This is a genomic window from Leifsonia aquatica H1aii (assembly GCF_000633535.1).
In the GTDB taxonomy this organism is placed as follows: Bacteria; Actinomycetota; Actinomycetes; order Actinomycetales; family Microbacteriaceae; genus Leifsonia; species Leifsonia aquatica_A.
The window spans coordinates 377499-396995 of sequence record NZ_AYMR01000009.1 but is presented as its reverse complement, the minus strand read 5'-3'; the positions used below and the strand labels follow the sequence as shown (position 1 = coordinate 396995).

The following is a 19497-nucleotide window of genomic DNA, read 5'->3' as shown; positions in this document are numbered from 1 at the left end:
AGGCGGGTCAGTTCTTGAAGACGCGCTCGGTGATCGACTTCGAACCGCGTCCGATCGCGAGCAGACCCGACTGGGCCATCTCCTTGATCCCGTAGGGCTCGAGCACCTTGAGCAGTGCCTGGGTCTTGCCGGAGTCGCCCGTGACCTCGATCACGAGCGCGTCCGTGGCCACGTCGACGACGCGGGCGCGGAACAGATTGACCGCCTCCAGGACCTGGGAGCGGGTGGAGTTGTCGACGCGCACCTTGATGAGCAGGTGCTCGCGCTGCACCGACTGGGCCGGGTCGAGCTCCACGATCTTGATGACGTTGATCAGCTTGTTGAGCTGCTTGGTGACCTGCTCGAGCGGCAGGCCCTCGACGTCGACGACCACGGTGATGCGCGAGAGCCCTTCGACCTCGCTGGTGCCCACCGCGAGCGAGTGGATGTTGAACCCGCGCCGGGCGAACAGGCCGGCGACGCGGGTCAGCAGGCCGGGCTTGTCCTCCACGAGGAGGCTCAGGACATGGGTGGTGATACCGGTCGTGCTCACGGGGGTCACTCCTCTCCGAAGGCGGGGCTGTGGTCGCGGGCGTACTGGACGTAGCTGTTGCTGACGCCCTGCGGCACCATCGGCCACACCATGGCGTCGGCGCTCACCACGAAGTCGATCACGACCGGGCGGTCGTTCGTCTCCAGGGCGAGTGTGATGGCCGCATCCACCTCTTCCTCCTTCGTGACGCGGATGCCGAGGGCGCCGTACGCCTCGGCCAGCTTCACGAAGTCCGGGACGCGCACGGTGTCGTGCCCCGTGTTGAGGTCGGTGTTCGAGTAGCGACCGTCGTAGAACAGCGTCTGCCACTGCCGCACCATGCCGAGCGACGAGTTGTTGATGATCGCGACCTTGATCGGGATGTTGTTGAGCGTGGCGGTGGCGAGCTCCTGATTGGTCATCTGGAAGCAGCCGTCGCCGTCGATCGACCACACCGTGCGGTCGGGCTGGGCGACCTTGGCGCCCATCGCGGCGGGCACCGAGTAGCCCATGGTGCCGGCGCCGCCCGAGTTCAGCCACGAGTTGGGACGCTCGTACTTGATGAACTGCGCGGCCCACATCTGGTGCTGTCCGACGCCGGCGGTGTAGATCGCCTCCGGGCCGGTCAGCTCGCCGATGCGCTTGATCACGAACTGCGGAGCCAGGAGGCCGTCGCTCGTCTCGCTGTACCCGAGCGGGAACTCCTCGCGGAGCCCGTTCAGGTAGGTCCACCACTCGACGATGTCGGGCGCACCGGCCGACGCGGACGCGTCCTGGAACGCGGCGGTCAGATCGACGATGACGTCCTTGGCATCGCCGACGATGGGGACGTCGGCGACGCGGATCTTGGAGATCTCGGCCGGGTCGACGTCGACGTGCACGATCTTCGCGTTGGGCGCGAAGAGGGAGGTGTTGCCGGTGACGCGGTCGTCGAACCGCGCGCCGAGCGACACGATGAGGTCGGACTCCTGGAGCGCCAGCACGGCCGGGACCGTGCCGTGCATCCCCGGCATTCCGAGGTGCTGCTGGTGGGAGTCCGGGAAGGCGCCGCGCGCCATCAGCGTGGTGACCACGGGGGCGCCGATCGTCTCGGCGAGCTCCAGCAGCTCCTGCGATGCGCGCGAGCGGATGACGCCGCCGCCCACGTAGAGGACCGGCTTCTTGCTCTCGACGAGCAGCTGGGCCGCGGCGACGATCTGCTTGCCGTGTGCCTTGGTGATCGGCCGGTAGCCCGGGAGGTCGACCTTGGGCGGCCAGACGAACGGCGCGGTGTTCTGCTGCGCGTCCTTGGTGATGTCGACGAGCACCGGACCCGGGCGACCCGTCCCGGCGATGTGGTAGGCCGCGGCGATGGTGGCCGGGATGTCCTCGACGCGCTTCACCAGGAAGGAGTGCTTCGTGATCGGCATGGTGATGCCGACGATGTCCGCCTCCTGGAAGGCGTCCGTCCCCATGAGGGTCGAGAACACCTGGCCGGTGATGAACACGACGGGGACGGAGTCCATGTGCGCGTCCATGATCGCGGTGACGAGGTTCGTCGCGCCCGGGCCGGACGTCGCCATGGCGACGCCGACCTTGTTCGAGGCGGCCGCGTAGCCTTCGGCGGCGTGGCCGCCGCCCTGCTCGTGGCGGACGAGGATGTGACGGATCTTGGACGAGTCCACGATCGCGTCGTAGATCGGGAGGATCGCGCCGCCCGGGAGTCCGAAGACGTCGGTGACGCCCAGGAGCTCGAGGGTGCGGACGACCGACTGCGATCCGGTCAGCTGTTCGGGCGACGCCTTGCCGGGCGTCGCGGAGGGCAACACGGTGTGGGGGGTTGCATCCGAGGACATGCCTTTATCGGTCCCTTACGTACGAAACGGTTGATACTGCTGGAGAGCGAAGGGCTACCCCGTGACCGCGCCTTCTGCTGCAGAACGCACGAGCTTGGAGTACTTCGCGAGAACGCCACGGGTATAGCGCGGAGGAAGAGGAGCCCAGCCGTCACGGCGGGCGGTCAGCTCTGACTCGTCGACAAGTAGGTCGAGGGAGCGAGCCGCGATATCGACCCGTATCAGATCACCATCGCGCACGAAGGCGATGGGACCTGCGTCCACCGCTTCGGGTGCTATGTGGCCGATGCACAGGCCGGTTGTGCCGCCTGAGAATCGTCCGTCCGTCAATAGTAGTACATCCTTGCCGAGCCCCGCGCCCTTGATGGCCGCGGTGATGGCGAGCATCTCACGCATGCCCGGGCCGCCCTTGGGTCCCTCGTACCGGATGACCACCACGTCGCCGGCGTTGATGCGGCCCTCCGTGAGGGCGTCCATCGCGGCGCGCTCGCGCTCGAACACCCGGGCCGGGCCCTCGAAGACCTGGGCGTCGAACCCGGCCGTCTTCACCACGGCGCCCTCGGGCGCGAACGTCCCCTTGAGGATCGTGATGCCGCCCGTGGCGTGGATCGGGTTGTCGAGCGTGCGCATGACCTCGCCGTCCGGAGCGGGCGGGTTGATCTCGGCGAGGTTCTCGGCGACGGTCTTGCCGGTGACCGTGAGGCAGTCTCCGTGGATGAGTCCCGCGTCGAGCAGGGCCTTCATGACCACCGGGACGCCGCCGTGACGGTCGACGTCGTTCATCACGTACTTGCCGAACGGCTTGAGGTCGCCGATGTGCGGGACCTTGTCGCCGATGCGGTTGAAGTCGTCGATCGTGAGCTCGACCTCGGCCTCGTTCGCGATGGCGAGCAGGTGGAGCACCACGTTGGTCGAGCCGCCGAACGCCATCGCGACCGCGATCGCGTTCTCGAACGCCTTCTTGGTGAGGATGTCGCGGGCGGTGATGCCGAGCTTGAGCAGGTTGACGACGGCCTCGCCCGAGCGGTGCGCGAAGTAGTCGCGGCGACGGTCGGCCGACGGCGGGGCGGCCGAACCGGGGAGGCTCATACCGAGCGCCTCGGCGACGGACGCCATGGTGTTCGCGGTGTACATGCCGCCGCAGGCGCCCTCGCCCGGGGCGATGGCGCACTCGATGCGCTTGAGGTCCTCCTCGCTCATCTTGCCCGCCTTGCAGGCGCCGACGGCCTCGAAGGAGTCGATGATCGTGACATCCTTCTCAGTTCCGTCCGACAGCTTGACCCAGCCGGGCGCGATCGAGCCCGCATAGAGGAAGACCGCGGAGAGGTCGAGTCGGGCGGCCGCCATGAGCATGCCCGGCAGCGACTTGTCGCAGCCGGCGAGCAGCACGGTCCCGTCGAGGCGCTCGGCCATCATGACCGTCTCGACCGAGTCGGCGATGACCTCGCGCGAGACCAGCGAGAAGTGCATGCCCTCGTGGCCCATCGAGATGCCGTCGGAGACGGAGATGGTGCCGAACTGGAGCGGGTATCCTCCGCCGGAGTGCACGCCTTCTTTGGCGCCCTGCGCGAGGCGGTCGAGGGAGAGGTTGCAGGGGGTGATCTCGTTCCAGGAGCTGGCGATGCCGATCTGCGGCTTCTCCCAGTCCTCATCGCCCATGCCGACGGCGCGGAGCATGCCCCGGCTCGTCGTGGCTTCGATTCCGTCGGTGACGACGCGCGAGCGCGGCTTCCAATCGATCTCTGGCATGGGACAACTCTAGGACTTCTCGCATGCCGCTCCGACCATGCGGCGCGGGATCGGTGGAGAGGGCCGGCCGCGGCTCAGGCGGTGAAGGACGCGCGCGCCTCCGCGAGCAGTGTCAGCAGCGTGGCGATCGCCCGCTCGTCCGCCACCCGGTACTCGGCCGCGGTCTCCCCCGCGCCCACCTTGACGCCCACGTCGCCGTCCCGAGGCCGCAGGACGCGCAGGCCGTCCTCGTCGGTGACGTCGTCTCCCGCGAAGAGGACCGCGCTTGCCCGGGTGTACTCCCGCAGCCGCTCGATCCCGTCCCCCTTGTCGGCGCCACGGACGGAGAACTCGATGATGTCCTTGCCGTCGCGCACCGTGAGCGCGTCGCTGACGGCCGCGGCCGCGTCGTACGCGCGGCGCACCACCTCGGGTCCGCGGTCGCCCTCGACCGTGCGGTAGTGCACGCCGAAGCCGACCGGCTTGACCTCGAGCTTGGTCCCGGGGAATGCGTCCACCAGCTGCTGGAGCGTCTCACCGAGACGCGCGAGGGTGTCGCGCTCCTGATCGCTCAGGTCGAGCGAGACGCCGTCGCGGCCGAACCGGATCTCGACACCGTGGGAGCCGATGAGGAGCGCGTCCTCGTCGGCCTCCGTCACCGCTTCCAGGCTCTCCAGCGGGCGGCCGGACACGTACGCGACCCAGGTGTCCGGCAGCTTCTCGAGCCGGTCGAGGGCGGCCTTGGCCTCCGGGAGCGCACGCGCACCGCGGGGCACGTCCACGAACGGCGCCAGCGTGCCGTCGAAGTCGAGCGCGACGAGCAGTCGCTCGGTCTCGGCGAGGCGGCGGATCGCGCCGGCGAGGGCGATGGCGGAGTCGGGCGGGAAGGACGGCGTGGTGTCGGTCATGCGGCTTTCCGGGTCGGAGCGGGCGGCGGGGCGGACGGCGTGGGGGCGGGCCGGGTCAGCGGCGGTTCACCATCGGGTTCTGGAGCGGGTGGTCGCCGTGGGCGGCACGGGTGAGGGCGTCGAGGAACGAGGCGGACCAGCGCGCGACGTCGTTGGTCAGCACCTTCTTGCGCAGCGCGCGCATGCGGCGGGTGCGATCGCGCTTGGGCATCGCGACGGCCTGCAGGATGGTCTCCTTGAGGCCCTCGATGTCGTGCGGGTTGATCAGCAGGGCCTGGCGCAGCTCGTCCGAGGCTCCGGCGAACTCGCTCAGCACGAGCACGCCGTCGTCGTCGACGCGGGAGGCCACGTACTCCTTGGCGACCAGGTTCATCCCGTCGCGCAGGGCCGTGACGAGCATGACGTCCGCCGCGAGGTAGAGGGCGACCATCTCCTCCCGCGGATATCCGTGGTGCAGGTAGGCGATGGCGCTGTGGCCGAGGGTCGAGTAGTCGCCGTTGATGCGGCCGACCGTCAGCTCGATCTCGTCGCGCAGCTGGCGATAGGTCTCGACGCGCTCGCGGCTGGGGCTGGCGACCTGCACCAGGGTGACGTCCTCCGCCGAGAGGGCTCCGTCGCGCAGCAGCTCGCCGAAGGCCTTCAGGCGGTGGCCGATGCCCTTCGTGTAGTCGAGGCGGTCGACGCCGAGCATGATCGTCTCGGGGTTGCCGAGCTCTTCCCGGATCTCCCGCGCACGGGCCTGGATGTCGGGGCGACGGGCGAGCTCCTGGTACCGCTCGGTGTCGATGGAGATCGGGAACGCGCGGGCGAGGACCGTCCGGGCCAGACCGCCGTGCCGGTTCGTCGTCACGTGCCGGTGCGACCCGGCCTCGGGATCGTCGGTGTCGATCGGCACCTCGATGATGGGGCCGCGGGTCTCGTAGCCCTTGAGGCGGCGGACGGCGCGCGAGAAGTTGCCCGCGTCGGCGACGCGCTGGAACCCGATGACGTCGGCGCCGAGCAGCCCGTCGATGATCTGGCGGCGCCACGGCAGCTGGGAGTAGATGCCGTAGGGAGGGAAGGGGATGTGGTTGAAGAAGCCGATCACCAGGTCGGGGCGCGTCTCGCGCAGCATGGCGGGGACGAGCTGCAACTGATAGTCGTGCACCCACACGACCGCTCCGTGGGAGGAGGCGGCGGCCGCGGCGTCGGCGAACCGGCGGTTGACCTTCACATAGCTGTCCCACCACTCGCGATGGAACGTCGGCTGCGCGATCACGTCGTGGTAGAGCGGCCACAGGGTGTCGTTCGAGAAGCCCTCGTAGTACTCCTGGAGCTCCTGCTCGCTCAGCGGGACGGGGATGATGTTGATCCCGTCGGCGCGGAAGGGTTCGATCTCCTCGCCGGAGACGCCGGCCCATCCGATCCAGACGCCGTCCTGCGACCGCATCACCGGCTCCAGCGCCGCCACCAGGCCCCCGGGCGACGGACGCCAGTCCGCCTCCCCCGCGTCGTCGATCACCCGGTCGACCGGGAGGCGGTTCGAGACGATGACCAGCTCGTACGAGTCGGTCCCTGCTGCGGTGTCGGGTTTCGCTGAGATGGTGGATCCTCTCCCTCTGCGTCGGTGGGGGTGGCTTCTCGCCACAGTACCAGCGTCCTCGGCGGACGTTCCGGGCGCGGGAGCGGGGACGACGTTCGGCGGGCGGTCACGCCTCGTTCAGTGCCCCGGGTTAGAGTTCGGCTGTGATCCGCATCGGCATGGGCACGACCTGCGTGTATCCGCTCGGCATCGAAGAGGCCTTCCGCACCGCCGCCGAGCTGGGCTTCGACGGGGTCGAGGTGATGGTCACGCGCGACGAGACCACCCAGTCGGCCGCGCCGCTGCAGGCGCTGTCCGAGCGCTACGGGATGCCCGTGCTGAGCATCCACGCGCCCGTGCTGCTGCTCACCCATTTCGTCTGGGGACGCGACCCTCAGGTGAAGCTGGAGCGCTCGGCCGACCTGGCGGCGGCGCTCGGCGCCGGGACCGTGGTCGTGCATCCCCCGTTCCGCTGGCAGTCGGGCTACGCCGACGACTTCCTCGACATCGTGCGGTCGACCGCAGCGGCGTCCCGGGTGACGATCGCGGTCGAGAACATGTTCCCGTGGAAGGTCGCCGGCCGGTCGATGGCCGCCTACTCCCCCGGCTGGAATCCGCTCCCCTGGGACTGCGATGCGGTGACGCTGGACTTCTCGCACGCCGCACTGAGCGGCCTGGACGGCCTGCGGCTGGCCCAGGAGCTCGGCGGCCGGCTGAACCACGTGCACCTCTGCGACGGTTCGGGCGCGCTCGACGATTCGCGGGTCTTCGACGAGCACCTGGTGCCGGGGCGCGGGACGCAGCCCGTGGCCGAGGTGCTGCGGCTGCTGGCCGGGACGGGCTGGGACGGCTCCGTCGTCGCCGAGGTGAACACCCGCAAGGCGCGCAGCCGCGAGGAGCGCCTCGACCTGCTGCGCGAGACCCTGCAGTTCGCGCGCGAGCACAGCCGCGCCGCCGCCTCCTGACCTCCGCCGCGCCCGCGCCGTCCGCGCCGCGACCGCCGCAGTTCGGGACGAGCGCGCCCGCGCGCCGACCCGCGCTCGTCCCGCACCGGCGCGCTCGTCCCGCACCGGCGCGCTCGTCCCGAGCGGCGCGCGGCGCGCGGCGGCGGCGGACGGTGCGCTTCAGTCGGCGGTGCCGAGGCGGCGGACGAGCTGGCGAGCGTACTCGGCGTAGCCGTCGGCCGTGGGATGGAACGCGTCAACCCCGCTCGTGTGCACCCAGGGCTCGGAGTCGCCGATGGCGTGGCCGGCGAAGTCGACGCCGACATACGTCATCGGGGCGCCCTTTGCGCGCTCGGCGTCGACCGCGTCGTCGATCACCTGGTTGAGGCCGATCGTCGCGGCGTTGATCGCCGCGGCCATCCCGAAGTCCTTCGCGCCGGGGTTGGACGCGTCGTAGAGCAGGGCGTACCCCGTCACGACCACGCGCGCGTTCGGGGCGGCCTGGAGGATGGCGTCGTAGACGGTGCCCAAGCGCTGCGGGAGCACGTTGAGCAGCGACAGCGCGGAGGTCAGCTGGCTGCGGCACGAGGCCGCCTTGCCGGCCGCGCAGTCCGCGGCGATGGCCACGACGCCGAGGTCGTTGCCGCCGATGCTGACGGTGACGAGGTCGGTGCGGTCGTCGAGCGAGATCAGCTGCTTGCGCAGCAGGTCGGAGGTGGTGGCGCCGGAGCAGGCCGCGTTGACGACGAGGTCGACGCCCGATTCGCGGGTGAAGACGTCGGGGTAGCTCGCCTCACTCGACCGGCATTTCCCGGTCTCCCCACCGCCGCCCATCCCCGCGGCGAAGGAGTCGCCCAGGGCGACGTAGCGGGTGGTCGGGCGCAGCGGCTGCCGCGGGAAGGGATCCGGGGTCGCCGACGGCGTCGCGGACGACTCCGCGCGCGGCGTCGCCGCCGGCGCCGTGGGGGCGGGACCGGCACACGCGGCCACGAGCGCCAGCACGGCGGCGGCCAGCACGCCGGCGAGCGCGGTCGGTAGGGCTCTGCGTCGCATCTGACCGAGCGTACCGAAACCGCCTTGGGGTTCGATCAGATCCGCTCGGTGAGGGCGAGCAGCACGGCGGGGACGCTTTCGGACAGGCGCTCCGCGAACTTGCGCTCGTCCCCGGCCAGCAGGGCGTGCGCCTCCCCGCTCGCGCAGAGGTCGGCGATCACCCGCACGGCCTCGGCGGGTTCGATGGTGAACCGCCGGTGGGCGCTGGCGAGGGCGGCGATCACGATCTCGGTCAGGTCGCTGTAGAAGCCGTCCTGGAAGGCGAGGTAGCCGTCGGCGATCGTGCGATCGCGCAGGGCCAGGAGCTGGAACTCCGACTGCACCAGCCACCAGCGGCGGTCGTCCGACTGCAGCTCGAGGATCTTGATCACGATGTCGATCACCTGGGCGTCGTCGATCTCGGTGACGCCGGATTCGACGAGCGGGGCGAGGTGCTGGGCGAGTCCGCGGTCGAGCTGTTCCAGACGCATGGTCTTCTCGCGCTCCATCAGCGCGAAGAACAGCTCCTCCTTGGTGGAGAAGTTGGAGTAGAACGCGCCACGGGTGAAGCCCGCGGCCTCCGCGATCGTCTCCACGCTGGCCGCACGGACGCCCTGCTCGGCGAAGACATCGAACGCGGCGTCGAGCAGTCGCGCACGCGTGCGCCGGCGTCGCGCGGACTCGGCGGGAGCGTCCTCGCGCCCGTCTCTGAGAGCTGTGCTGTCCAAGCTGAAACCTTCCTGAGTCGAGTTCCAGATACACCAGTGTATCCGATACAGTCGAGCATCGGATACAACAGTGTATCGAAACCCCCGAATCCGTGACGCTGCTGGTCACTTCACCACTGGAGAACGCGTGTCCTCACTCCTGTATTCGATCGGTCGCTGGGCCTTCCGCGCCCGCAAGCTGGTCGTCTCCCTGTGGCTCCTGCTGCTCGTGCTGCTCGCCGGTGGCGCCATCGCCTTCAACCAGGGCACGGACAACACGTTCAGCATCCCGGGCACCGAGTCGCAGGAGGCCCTCGACACGCTGAGCCGCACGTTCCCGCAGGTGAGCGGCACCAGCGCGCAGATCGTGGTCGTCGCCCCGAAGGGCGAGACCGTCGACCAGTCCGGCATCCGGAAGCCTGTCGAGAGCACGGTGGACCACCTCGCGACGGTCGACGGCGTCTCGGGCGCCACCTCCCCCTACAGCACGACCGTCAAGAACCTGATCTCCGACGACCGCACCGCCGCGATCGTCACCGTGCAGCTGAAGGGGCAGCAGACGACGGTCCCCGAGGAGACGAAGACGGCTCTGAAGGACGCGGGCGCCGACCTGCAGAAGGAGCTGCCGAGCGGGTCGCAGGTCGCCGTCGGCGGTCAGCTGTTCTCGCAGAGCCTGCCGACGCTGTCCGTCACCGAGCTGGTCGGCGTGGGCATCGCGCTCGTCGTCCTCATCCTGACCTTCGGCTCCTTCATCGCGGCCGGGATGCCCCTGCTGACGGCGCTGCTCGGAGTCGGCCTCTCGATGGCCCTCATCTTCATCGCGACCGTGTTCGGTCCGATCTCGTCGACCACTCCCCTGCTGGCCCTGATGCTCGGGCTCGCGGTGGGGATCGACTACTCGCTCTTCATCATCTCCCGGCATCAGAGCCAGTTGAAGGCCGGGGTGGATCCGGAGGAGTCGACCGCGCGCTCGGTCGCCACCGCCGGCTCCGCCGTGCTCTTCGCCGGCATCACGGTGATCATCGCGCTCGCCGGTCTGGCCGTCGCGAACATCCCCTTCCTGACCACGATGGGCTTCGCCGCGTCGGCCGCCGTCGCCGTCGCCGTGCTCGTCGCGCTGACGCTCACCCCCGCCCTGCTCGGTTTCGCCGGTGCGCGCATCACTCCCGGCCGCCGCGCGGCGCGCCGCGCGGAGAGGCGTGCGGCCCGGGCGACGAGCGCGCGTCCGGCCGCCTCGGCGACGGACCCGACGGCGACCGGGGCGCCCGCGGCTCCGACGGCCGGCTCCCCCGCCGCGCCCAGTCTCGCGCACGCGGCCACCGCCGAGATCCCGAAGGGGTTCTTCCGCGGCTGGGTGCGCGCGGTCACCCGGTTCCCGATCGTCACCGTCGTCGCGGTCATCGTCGCGCTCGGCGTGGCCGCGATCCCGGCGCTGCAGCTGCGGCTCGCCCTGCCCGACGCCGGATCCCACGCGCCGGACGACCCCGCCCGCGTCACCTACGACCTCATCTCGGAGCACTTCGGTCCCGGCTACAACGGTCCGCTGATCGTCACCGGCTCGATCATCTCCAGCACCGACCCCGTCGGGCTGATGGACACGATCGGCGCGGAGATCGCGGCGATGCCGGGCGTCGCGGCCGTGCCGCTCTCCACGCCGAACGCGACGGCCGACACGGGCATCGTGCAGGTGATCCCGACGACGGGACCCGACGACCAGCGCACGGCCGATCTGGTCGCCGAGCTGCGTGCCAAGCACCAGCACTTCCTCGACGAGTACAAGGTCGACCTCAAAGTCACCGGCACGACGGCCGCACAGATCGACGTGTCGAACCGGCTCGCCGGCGCACTGCTGCCGTTCGGCATCCTGGTCGTCGGCCTCTCCCTCGTGCTGCTCACGATGGTCTTCCGCTCGATCGCCGTGCCGATCAAGGCGGCGCTCGGCTACCTGCTCTCCGTCGGTGCGGCGTTCGGCGCCGTGACCGCCGTCTTCGAGTGGGGCTGGCTGTCCGACGCCCTCCACGTCGACAAGACCGGGCCGGTGATCAGCTTCATGCCGATCATCCTGATGGGCGTGCTGTTCGGCCTCGCGATGGACTACGAGGTCTTCCTGGTGAGTCGCATCCGCGAGGACTACGTGCACGGCGGCAACGCCCGGCGCGCGATCCAGAGCGGGTTCGTGGGCTCGGCCAAGGTGGTGACCGCGGCCGCCGTCATCATGATCTCGGTGTTCGCCGCGTTCGTGCCCGAGGGCGACACCTCCATCAAGCCCATCGCGCTCGGGCTCGCCGTCGGCGTGTTCGTCGACGCGTTCATCGTCCGCATGACGCTGGTGCCGGCGATCCTGCAGCTGCTGGGCGACAAGGCGTGGTGGATGCCGCGCTGGCTCGACCGCATCCTCCCCTCCTTCGACGTGGAGGGCGACGGGCTGCAGAAGGAGCTGGAGCTGGCCGACTGGCCGGAGCCGGGCTCCCGCGTCGTCGCGGCCGCCGACGGCCTCTCGCTGGCGGTGCGCGGCCGGTCGGTGCTGCGGGACGTTTCGTTCCGGCTCGACGACCGCGAGGTCCTGGTCGTGCACGGTGGCGACCGGGTGGCCGCACTCGCCCTGCTGATGGCGGTGACCGGGCGCACCAAGCCCGACGCCGGAACGATGAAGGTCGCCGGTCTCGTGCTCCCGACACGGGGCTCGGGTGTGCGCTCGCGCACGTCGGTCGTGCGCCTCGGGACGTCGGAGACCCCGGTGGAGGATGTGCGGCGGGCGCTCGCCAGCCGGCCGCAGCTGCTCGCCCTCGACGCCGCCGACGCGGTGACCGACCCGGTCGAGCGCAGGCGCATCCGCTCGGAGCTCTCCGCGGCCTACAGCCGCGCGCACGTCGAGCAGCGGCCCTTCGCCCTCGTCGTCAGCTGCGTCGATCCGGCGGGTCTCGACGATCTGCTCCCCGACGGCATCGAGACCGGCACGGTGCTCCTGCCCGACGACCCCGCTTCCCCCGACCGCACGGCCCACCTGCCGTCCCACCTCGAGAAGGCGAACGCCTGATGACCACCCCGTCCCCCCTCCGCCGACCCCGTTCGCCGTTCTCGCTGGAGCGGATGCGCTCCGACAAGCGCGTCACCTGGCTCACCATCGTGGGCATCGTGCTCGTCCCGCTCGCCATCGGCGGCCTGCTCGTGTGGGCGCTCTGGAACCCCACCCAGCGGCTCGGCGAGGTGCAGGCCGCGGTCGTCAACCTCGACCAGCCCGTGAAGATCGGCGACCAGACGGTCCCCCTGGGCCGACAGCTCTCGGCCGGCCTGCTGGACAGCTCGAAGGACAACTTCAGCTGGGTGCTGACCGACCAGAAGGACGCCGACGCGGGTGTCGCCGACGGCCGCTACGTCGCCGTGGTCACTATCCCGAAGTCGTTCTCGAGGGCGGCCACCTCGCCGTCCGGGGCGGCGGCCGACGCGACCCAGGCCACCATCGACGTGCGCACCAGCGACAAGTCGAAGCTCGTGGACCCGGCCATCAGCCAGGTGGTGACCTCCACGGCGACGACGGTGCTCAACAAGCAGCTGACGTCGACGTACCTCGAGAACGTCTACGTGGGCTTCAACACCCTGCACGACCAGATCGGCCAGGCCGCGACCGGCGCCGAGCAGCTGTCGAGCGGGCTCACCCAGCTCGCGAGCGGGGCCCACCAGCTGGACGACGCCGCGGGCCGGCTCGCGACCGGGGCGTCGTCGCTGTCGGGGGGCATCGCGCAGCTCTCGACCGGCGCGAGCGGACTGTCGAGCGGGCTCGGGACGCTCTCGGGCGGGACCTCCCAACTCGCGAACGGTCTCACCACGCTCGCGGACGGCACCGCGGACCTGCCGGCGCAGACGTCGCAACTGGCAGCCGGAGCAGGAGGCGTCTCGAAGGGGGTCAGCGCCGCTGCCGCCTCGGCGCAGAAGGCTCTCGCATCCTGCATCGCCGCCCACGGGAGCACCGACGCCACCTGCGTCGAACTCATGACCACCGTCGGCACGCTGACCGCACCCGTCTCGAACGGGCAATCGATCGAGGACATCGCGAAGCAGGTCGCCACCGGGAGCTCGCAGCTCGCGGCCAACGCCGGCACGCTCAGTGGCGGGGTCGCGCAGTCGGCGTCCGCCGCACAGCAGCTCGCCGCGGGCACCCAGCAGTCGGCTTCCGGCGCCGCCCAGCTCGCCTCGGGTGCATCGCAGAGCGCCTCGGGGGCCGCACAGCTCTCCGACGGCGTCGCACAACTCGCCGCGGGGATCACCCCGCTCGCCACCGGCGCCGATCAGTCCGCGTCGGGCGCGGCCTCCCTCGCCTCCGGGCTGAAGTCGGCGGTGGCCCAGCTGCCGAGTTACGACAGCGGGGAGCGCACCAACCTGGCGTCCGTCGCCTCCGAACCGGTGACGCAGAAGGCGTCCGGGACCGCGGCCTTCGGCGCGACCAGCATCCCGCTGTTCGCCTCCGTTGCGCTGTGGCTGGGCGCCCTCGCGTCGTTCCTCGTGCTGCAGGCGGTCTCGCGGCGAGCGCTGCTGACCTCGCGCGCCGCCGGCCTCATCGCGCTCGACGGGTTCGTCCCCGCGGCGGTGCTCGGCGCGGTGCAGGGTGTGCTGGTGGCCGCGATCATGCAGCCGGCGCTCTCCCTCGATCCCGGGCGCTGGATCGGCTTCGCCGCCGTCGCCGTCGGCGTGGGCGTCGCCTTCGCCGCCGTCAACCACGGGCTGGTGGCGCTGCTGGGAGGCATCGGCCGGTTCCTGTCGATGCTGGTCGTGGTGATCACGCTGGCCTCCGGGATCGTCTCCACCGCCCCCGCCTTCTTCGACGGCGCCATGCCGTGGCTGCCGACGTCCCCGGCGATCACGGCGCTGCAGGGAGTGGTGGCGGGCAGCTCGGACGTCTGGCGCGGCCTCGGCGGCCTGCTGCTCTGGGCCGCCTTCGGCTTCGGGCTGGCCCTCATCGCCATCGCACGACGGCGCGTCGTCCGGGCGGCTCAGCTGCTCCCGGCGGAGTAGCGGTCCCGGCTCGCGGTCCCGCTCAGCCGGTGACCGCGAGTGCGAGGGTCGCGAGCACGACGGTCAGGGGCGCGACCAGCAGACCGAGCAGCATGTAGCGCTTCCAGCGCAGCTCCACGTCGAACGACGTCAGCCGCTGGTGCCAGAGGAGCGTCGCCAGCGAGGCCCACGGGGTGATGAGCGGGCCCGCATTGACGCCGATGAGCAGGGCGGCCAGCCGGATCGGGGACCCGGCGACCGGCTCCAGCGCCAGGTAGGCCGGCAGGTTGTCGATCGCGTTGGCCCCGACCATCCCGGTCAACGACAGCCGTAGCAGCGCCAGCGGCGACTCCCCCGTCCCCGACACCAGGGCCAGCAGCTGTCCGAGGCCGAGCGCGTGCAGCGCCTCGATGAACAGGAACAGCCCGGAGGCGAGCACGACCAGCTGCCACGGGAACAGCCCGAACCGGAGCACGGTGCGTCGTCGCACCAGGAACACCGCGCCGAGCACGACCGCGGCGACCGAGGTCGGAAGCCACACCGGGAGGCCGGAGACCAGCAGCGGGACCAGGGCGACCACCACGACCGCGCTCGTGGCGAAGAGCACCCGGTCGTCGACCGGCTCCTCTGCGCCCGGCTCGTAGCGCACGAACAACGAGCGCCGGGACACCAGGAGCACCACGACCATCGGCACGATCATCGCCACGACGGCCGGCGCCCACATCAGCGCCGCGAAGGCCCCCGGGGACGGATCGCCCATCGCATGCTGGGCCAGCAGGTTCGTCAGATTGGAGACCGGCAGCAGCAGCGAACCCGCGTTGGCCATCCACACCGTGGTCAGGGCGAAGGGCAGCGGGTTCAGCCCTGCGTGGCGGGCGAGCACGATCACCACCGGCGTCAGCAGCACGGCCGTCGTGTCCAGGGAGAGGAAGACCGTGCACAGGGCGGCCACCAGCACGACCAGCAGCCAGAGCAGCCACGCCCGGCCGCGACCCCAGCGCGCCGTCCGCCTCGCCACCCAGCCGAACAGTCCGGCCTCGGCCGCCAGTTCGGTGACGACCGTGACGGCGACCACGAAGAGCAGGATCGGCCAGACGCGGTCCCACAGCGCCGCCACTTCGGGCAGCGGAAGAATGCCGACCGCGACGGCGATCACGCCGAGCACGAGCAGCACCGCACCGACGACCGCAGTGCGCATCCCTCGTCCTCCTGCCGGGCCGGGTCCCTCCCGCGCCGTAGGCAGCGTACGCTACGGGGAGAGCGAAAGGATGCGGATGCGCAAGTACGTCTTCAACGGTGCCGTGATCTCGGCCGTCCTCGGACTCTGGACGACGATCCAGTCCACCCGGAACGGCGTGCGCGACTGGCGCGTGCCCCTGCTCTGGATCGGAGCGGCGATCTCCCTCGCGATCGCCATCGGCACGGTCATCGAGGAGTCGCAGGAGGCCGCCGAGCGCGACGCGAAGCCCCTAGGCGCCCGAAAAGGCTCCTGACCGCGGATTTCCGCTGATCACCCGGCGTGTCCGCGCCGGGGACGACCCGTTCCTCCCCGACACTGGTACTGACGGAGAGCCAGGGAAGGGGTATCGCGATGTTTGGACGTAGGCGGCACGCCGCCGCAGAGGTTCCGGCAGCGCCGGTCCCTCAGCTGACGGATGCGCAGATCCTCGAGATCGTGCACGGCAAGATCGCCGAGCTGATCGGCGAAGACGGCGAGTGGACGGTCTCGCGCCGGTCCGCCGACGACACCGACACCATCTTCCACTCCGTGCTCGCGCAGTCGGTCTCCGTCGGCATCGCCGCGGCGCTGGTGGACGCGCGCCGTCGCCTGGAGTCGGGTGAGATCGGCGCGGTCACCGAACCCCAGCACCTCGCCGCCGAGGACGCACCCGTCGCCGAGACCGCCGACACGAGCGACGTCGACACCGCGGTCGCGGAGCCCGTCGCCTTCAGCTGGGAGCCTGCGCCCATCACCGTCTGGACCGACCTCCGCAAGCCCGTCACCGGCGAGATCCCCGCCATCGCGGAGCGCAACGCCGCCTGACCCTCCCGGCTCTGCCGGACGAGGCGTTCGCCCCCGCCGCCTCAGCCGATCCGCTTCCAGGACGCCGGCCCCGCCGAACCGGCGCGGTAGTTCTGCAGCGGGACGTCGTCCTTGCGCCACTCCGTCAGCACAGGCGCCACGATCCGCCAGCAGTCGACGGCCGTGTCCGCGCGCACCGACAGGGCGGGGTCTCCGTCGAGGATGCCCTCGAGCACTTCGCCGTAGGCCAGCAGCTGGCCGGGACCGAACGCGACGCTCAGCGCCGCGCGCTCGATCTCGAACGGGTCGCCGGGACCGTTGATGTTGATCTCCAGCGACATCTCGTCCGGCGCCAGCATCATCCGCAGCCGGGTCGGCTCCTTCGTGCCCTTCAAGCCCTTCGGGATGTGCCGGGCCGGTTTGAACGTCACCACGACCTCTCGCCGCCGCTCCCCCAGCGCCTTGCCGGAGCGCAGCGTGAACGGCACGCCGGCCCAGCGCCAGGTGTCGATCTGCAGCGTCAGCTCCGCGAGCGTCTCGGTGCCGCGGTCCGGGTCGACGCCGGGCTCCTTGACGTAGGACGGCACCTTCTCGCCGTCGACCTGGCCGGCGGTGTACCGCGCGCGCCTGCTCGACTCGGCCGGACTGTCGTTCCACACCCGGGTGGCCCGCAGCACCGTCGCCTTGGCATCGCGCAGGTCCACCGCGTCGAGCGTCGACGGCGGCTCCATCGCGACCACGGCAAGCACCTGCAGGAGGTGGCTCTGGATCATGTCGACGAGCGCACCGGCGTTGTCGTAGTAGCGGGCCCGCCCCTCCAGCGCGAGGGACTCGTCGTACACGATGTCGACGCGCTCGATGTGGTCGCTGTTCCACAGCGGCTCCAGGATGCTGTTCGCGAACCGCAGACCGATCAGGTTGAAGACGGTCGAGCGGCCGAGGAAGTGGTCGACCCGGTGGATGCGCTCCTCGGGGACGAGCCGGGCGAGCTGGGCGTTGAGCGCGATCGCGCTGCGCTTGTCGGTGCCGAACGGCTTCTCCAGGGCGAGCGACAGCCCGCGGGGCAGCTCGATCGTGCCGAGGGCGGCGCACGCCCGCGCGGTGATCGCGGGCGGCAGGGCGAAGTAGAGGGCCGGCGCACCCTCACAGGCGGCGAGGACGCGTTCGAGGTCCTCGGCGCGCGTGACGTCGGCCTGCACGTACACCGTCTGGGCGAGCACCGCCTCCACCGCGGGACCGGACGCCTTCATGGTCCGGAACGAGGAGCGCACCACCGAGCGCCAGTGCGCGTCGGTCCAGTCCTCGAACCCGGAGCCGACCAGCCGGAAACTGCGGTCCGGGTGGTCCGACAGCAGCTGACCGATGGCCGGCAGGAGCAGGCGGGCGGACAGGTCGCCGCTCGCTCCGAGAATCGCGAGAGTGTCGACGGTCTGCGTCATGGACTTCACAGTACGGCCATACTGGGGATATGTCGCTCCCCATCGAGGAATACGCCCTGATCAGTGACTGCTTCACCGGAGCGCTCGTCGGCAAGGACGGCAGCATCGACTGGCTGTGCCTGCCCCGCTACGACTCCGCCTCGATGTTCGGGGCACTGCTGGGGACGGAGGACCACGGCCGCTGGCTGGTCGCCCCGGCCGACGCCACCGCGAAGAGCACGCGGCACTACGAGGGCGACACCATGATCCTGGTCACGCGGTGGCGGACCGACGACGGCGAGGTGGAGGTCACCGACGCCCTGCCGATGGGCGACCACCGCGCCGACGTGGTGCGCCGGGTGCGCGGAGTGCGCGGCTCCGTGCGCATGCAGCAGGATCTGCGGATCCGCTTCGGCTACGCCTCGGCGGTGCCCTGGGTGCGCAAGGACACCGCGGAGCACCCGTCCGCCCTCGTCGCGGTCGCCGGGCCGGACGCGATCGTCGTCCGCGGTCCCGTGCTGCACGCCGCCGACCACTCGCACCACGGCGAGTTCACGGTGAAAGCGGGCGAGATCGTCGATCTGAGCCTCACCTGGTTCCCCTCCCACCGTTCAACCCCCGAGCCGCCCGACGTCGATCGCGCCCTCCAGCAGACCCGCGACTGGTGGACGACGTGGGCGGAGGGGTGCAGCCACGACGGCCCGTATCGCGACGAGGTGGTGCGCTCGCTCCTCCTGCTGCGCGCCCTGACCCATCTGGAGACCGGTGGGATCGTCGCGGCCGCGACGACGTCGCTGCCGGAGTCGTTCGGCGGCGAGCGCAACTGGGACTACCGCTACGTCTGGCTCCGCGACGCGTCGCTCACGATCGCGGTGCTGCTGGCCCACGGCTACGACGACTACGTCGACCACTGGCGCGACTGGCTGCTGCGCGCCATCGCCGGAGATCCGGCGGACGTGCAGATCATGTACGGCCTCTCGGGCGAGCGCGACCTGGGCGAGCGGGAGCTCACCAGCCTCCCCGGCTATCAGGGCGCGCATCCCGTGCGGGTGGGCAACGGCGCCTCGACGCAGTTCCAGGCGGACGTCATCGGCGAAGTGATGCTCGCCCTCGACCACGGCCGACGCAACGGCGACGACGAGACCCGGTTCTCCTGGGCGCTGCAGCGCGCCCTGATGGGCTACCTGGAGGAGCACTGGCGCGAGCCCGATCACGGGATCTGGGAGATCCGCGGGGAGCCGCAGGTCTTCACCCACTCCCGTGCCCTGGTCTGGGCGGCGTTCGACTGCGCGGTCCGAGCCGTGGAGCGCGACGGCCTGGACGGCCCGGTGGTGCGCTGGCGCACCCTGCGCGACGAGGTGCGCGCCGATATCGAGGCGAACGGATTCGATCCCGAGCGCCGCACGTACGTCCAGCACTACGGCGCGCGTGAGGTGGACGCCTCCCTGCTGCAGCTCGCCCAGGTCGGCTACTGCGATTGGGAGGACCCGCGCATGCTCGGCACCGTCCGGGCGATCGAGGAGGACCTCCTGCGCGACGGGCTGGTGCTGCGCTACCGCACCGAGAAGGGGGTCGATGGACTGCCGCCGGGCGAGCATCCCTTCCTCGCCTGCTCCTTCTGGCTGGTTGAGCAGTACGCGCGCTCGCACCGCCTCGACGACGCCCGCCGTCTGATGGACCGCCTCGTCTCGCTCGCCAACGACGTGGGCATGCTCTCCGAGGAATACGACGTCGAGGGCCGGTCGCAGGCGGGCAACACGCCCCAGGCCCTGACCCATCTGACCCTCGTGCGCGCGGCCGACGCGATCGCGGAGGCGAGCCGGTGACGGACGCACGACCGC

General features: G+C 70.9%; 15 protein-coding genes. 6 read left to right on the top strand and 9 right to left on the bottom strand.

Going from position 1 to position 19497, the window contains the following annotated elements:
• Nucleotides 1-7 precede the first annotated feature (7 nt).
• From ilvN to otsA, 5 genes are all read right to left on the bottom strand, one after another.
• Nucleotides 8-517 carry an acetolactate synthase small subunit gene (gene ilvN / locus U870_RS0110500; protein WP_025157344.1) on the bottom strand — a complete coding sequence of 170 codons (510 nt, stop codon included), beginning with the start codon at nucleotides 515-517 and terminating at the stop codon, nucleotides 8-10.
• A 20-nt stretch (nucleotides 518-537) separates the two neighbouring features.
• Nucleotides 538-2346: an acetolactate synthase large subunit gene (locus tag U870_RS0110495; RefSeq protein ID WP_025157343.1), complete on the bottom strand. Its 1809-nt coding sequence runs from the start codon at nucleotides 2344-2346 to the stop codon at nucleotides 538-540.
• Nucleotides 2347-2400: 54 nt separating this feature from the next.
• Nucleotides 2401-4095 (bottom strand): dihydroxy-acid dehydratase, encoded by a 1695-nt coding sequence (ilvD, locus tag U870_RS0110490; RefSeq protein ID WP_025157342.1) that lies wholly within the window; start codon nucleotides 4093-4095, stop codon nucleotides 2401-2403.
• A 74-nt stretch (nucleotides 4096-4169) separates the two neighbouring features.
• The gene (gene otsB, locus U870_RS0110485) at nucleotides 4170-4982 is read right to left on the bottom strand and encodes a trehalose-phosphatase (protein ID WP_025157341.1); all 813 of its coding nucleotides are present in this window, start codon (nucleotides 4980-4982) and stop codon (nucleotides 4170-4172) included.
• 55 nt (nucleotides 4983-5037) lie between these two features.
• Nucleotides 5038-6564, bottom strand: a complete 1527-nt coding sequence (gene otsA, locus U870_RS0110480; protein WP_052357687.1) for an alpha,alpha-trehalose-phosphate synthase (UDP-forming) — start codon at nucleotides 6562-6564, stop codon at nucleotides 5038-5040.
• A 143-nt stretch (nucleotides 6565-6707) separates the two neighbouring features.
• Between otsA and U870_RS0110475 the strand changes: the two genes are divergently transcribed.
• Nucleotides 6708-7508, top strand: a complete 801-nt coding sequence (locus U870_RS0110475) for a sugar phosphate isomerase/epimerase family protein (RefSeq protein WP_025157339.1) — start codon at nucleotides 6708-6710, stop codon at nucleotides 7506-7508.
• A 159-nt stretch (nucleotides 7509-7667) separates the two neighbouring features.
• Here U870_RS0110475 and U870_RS0110470 read toward each other — a convergent pair whose 3' ends face one another.
• A complete protein-coding gene (locus U870_RS0110470) occupies nucleotides 7668-8540 on the bottom strand; it encodes an SGNH/GDSL hydrolase family protein (RefSeq protein ID WP_025157338.1) in 873 nt (290 codons plus the stop codon).
• A 35-nt stretch (nucleotides 8541-8575) separates the two neighbouring features.
• The gene (locus tag U870_RS0110465) at nucleotides 8576-9247 is read right to left on the bottom strand and encodes a TetR/AcrR family transcriptional regulator (protein ID WP_025157337.1); all 672 of its coding nucleotides are present in this window, start codon (nucleotides 9245-9247) and stop codon (nucleotides 8576-8578) included.
• A 127-nt stretch (nucleotides 9248-9374) separates the two neighbouring features.
• Here U870_RS0110465 and U870_RS0110460 point away from each other — a divergent pair, with 127 nt between their 5' ends.
• Together U870_RS0110460 and U870_RS0110455 are read left to right on the top strand one after the other, a co-directional pair.
• Nucleotides 9375-12263: an MMPL family transporter gene (locus tag U870_RS0110460; protein ID WP_025157336.1), complete on the top strand. Its 2889-nt coding sequence runs from the start codon at nucleotides 9375-9377 to the stop codon at nucleotides 12261-12263.
• Complete coding sequence (locus U870_RS0110455) at nucleotides 12263-14236, top strand: YhgE/Pip domain-containing protein (protein WP_025157335.1); 1974 nt, start codon at nucleotides 12263-12265, stop codon at nucleotides 14234-14236. The genes U870_RS0110460 and U870_RS0110455 overlap by 1 nt, the downstream gene beginning before the upstream one ends.
• Nucleotides 14237-14258: 22 nt before the next feature.
• Here U870_RS0110455 and U870_RS0110450 read toward each other — a convergent pair whose 3' ends face one another.
• A complete protein-coding gene (locus U870_RS0110450) occupies nucleotides 14259-15413 on the bottom strand; it encodes an SLC13 family permease (RefSeq protein ID WP_025157334.1) in 1155 nt (384 codons plus the stop codon).
• Between the two features lie 76 nt (nucleotides 15414-15489).
• Here U870_RS0110450 and U870_RS0110445 point away from each other — a divergent pair, with 76 nt between their 5' ends.
• Both U870_RS0110445 and U870_RS0110440 read left to right on the top strand, forming a co-directional pair.
• Nucleotides 15490-15708, top strand: a complete 219-nt coding sequence (locus U870_RS0110445; RefSeq protein WP_025157333.1) for a hypothetical protein — start codon at nucleotides 15490-15492, stop codon at nucleotides 15706-15708.
• A gap of 98 nt (nucleotides 15709-15806) precedes the next feature.
• Complete coding sequence (locus U870_RS0110440; RefSeq protein WP_025157332.1) at nucleotides 15807-16259, top strand: hypothetical protein; 453 nt, start codon at nucleotides 15807-15809, stop codon at nucleotides 16257-16259.
• 41 nt (nucleotides 16260-16300) lie between these two features.
• On the opposite strand, the gene U870_RS0110435 is transcribed toward U870_RS0110440, so the two are convergent.
• On the bottom strand, nucleotides 16301-17677 hold the full coding sequence (locus tag U870_RS0110435) for a glucose-6-phosphate dehydrogenase (RefSeq protein WP_025157331.1): 1377 nt from the start codon (nucleotides 17675-17677) through the stop codon (nucleotides 16301-16303).
• A 29-nt stretch (nucleotides 17678-17706) separates the two neighbouring features.
• Here U870_RS0110435 and U870_RS0110430 point away from each other — a divergent pair, with 29 nt between their 5' ends.
• The gene (locus tag U870_RS0110430) at nucleotides 17707-19482 is read left to right on the top strand and encodes a glycoside hydrolase family 15 protein (protein ID WP_025157330.1); all 1776 of its coding nucleotides are present in this window, start codon (nucleotides 17707-17709) and stop codon (nucleotides 19480-19482) included.
• The last annotated feature ends 15 nt before the right edge of the window (nucleotides 19483-19497 follow it).

What these genes read in the sequence shown, in the direction of transcription:
- U870_RS0110445 (WP_025157333.1), top strand. Translation starts at nt 15,490, where the DNA reads ATGCGCAAGTACGTCTTCAACGGTGCCGTGATCTCGGCCGTCCTCGGA.
- U870_RS0110430 (WP_025157330.1), top strand. Translation starts at nt 17,707, where the DNA reads ATGTCGCTCCCCATCGAGGAATACGCCCTGATCAGTGACTGCTTCACC.
- U870_RS0110455 (WP_025157335.1), top strand. Translation starts at nt 12,263, where the DNA reads ATGACCACCCCGTCCCCCCTCCGCCGACCCCGTTCGCCGTTCTCGCTG.
- U870_RS0110495 (WP_025157343.1), bottom strand. Translation starts at nt 2,346, where the DNA reads ATGTCCTCGGATGCAACCCCCCACACCGTGTTGCCCTCCGCGACGCCC.
- U870_RS0110435 (WP_025157331.1), bottom strand. Translation starts at nt 17,677, where the DNA reads ATGACGCAGACCGTCGACACTCTCGCGATTCTCGGAGCGAGCGGCGAC.
- ilvD (WP_025157342.1), bottom strand. Translation starts at nt 4,095, where the DNA reads ATGCCAGAGATCGATTGGAAGCCGCGCTCGCGCGTCGTCACCGACGGA.
- U870_RS0110440 (WP_025157332.1), top strand. Translation starts at nt 15,807, where the DNA reads ATGTTTGGACGTAGGCGGCACGCCGCCGCAGAGGTTCCGGCAGCGCCG.
- U870_RS0110450 (WP_025157334.1), bottom strand. Translation starts at nt 15,413, where the DNA reads ATGCGCACTGCGGTCGTCGGTGCGGTGCTGCTCGTGCTCGGCGTGATC.
- U870_RS0110470 (WP_025157338.1), bottom strand. Translation starts at nt 8,540, where the DNA reads ATGCGACGCAGAGCCCTACCGACCGCGCTCGCCGGCGTGCTGGCCGCC.
- otsB (WP_025157341.1), bottom strand. Translation starts at nt 4,982, where the DNA reads ATGACCGACACCACGCCGTCCTTCCCGCCCGACTCCGCCATCGCCCTC.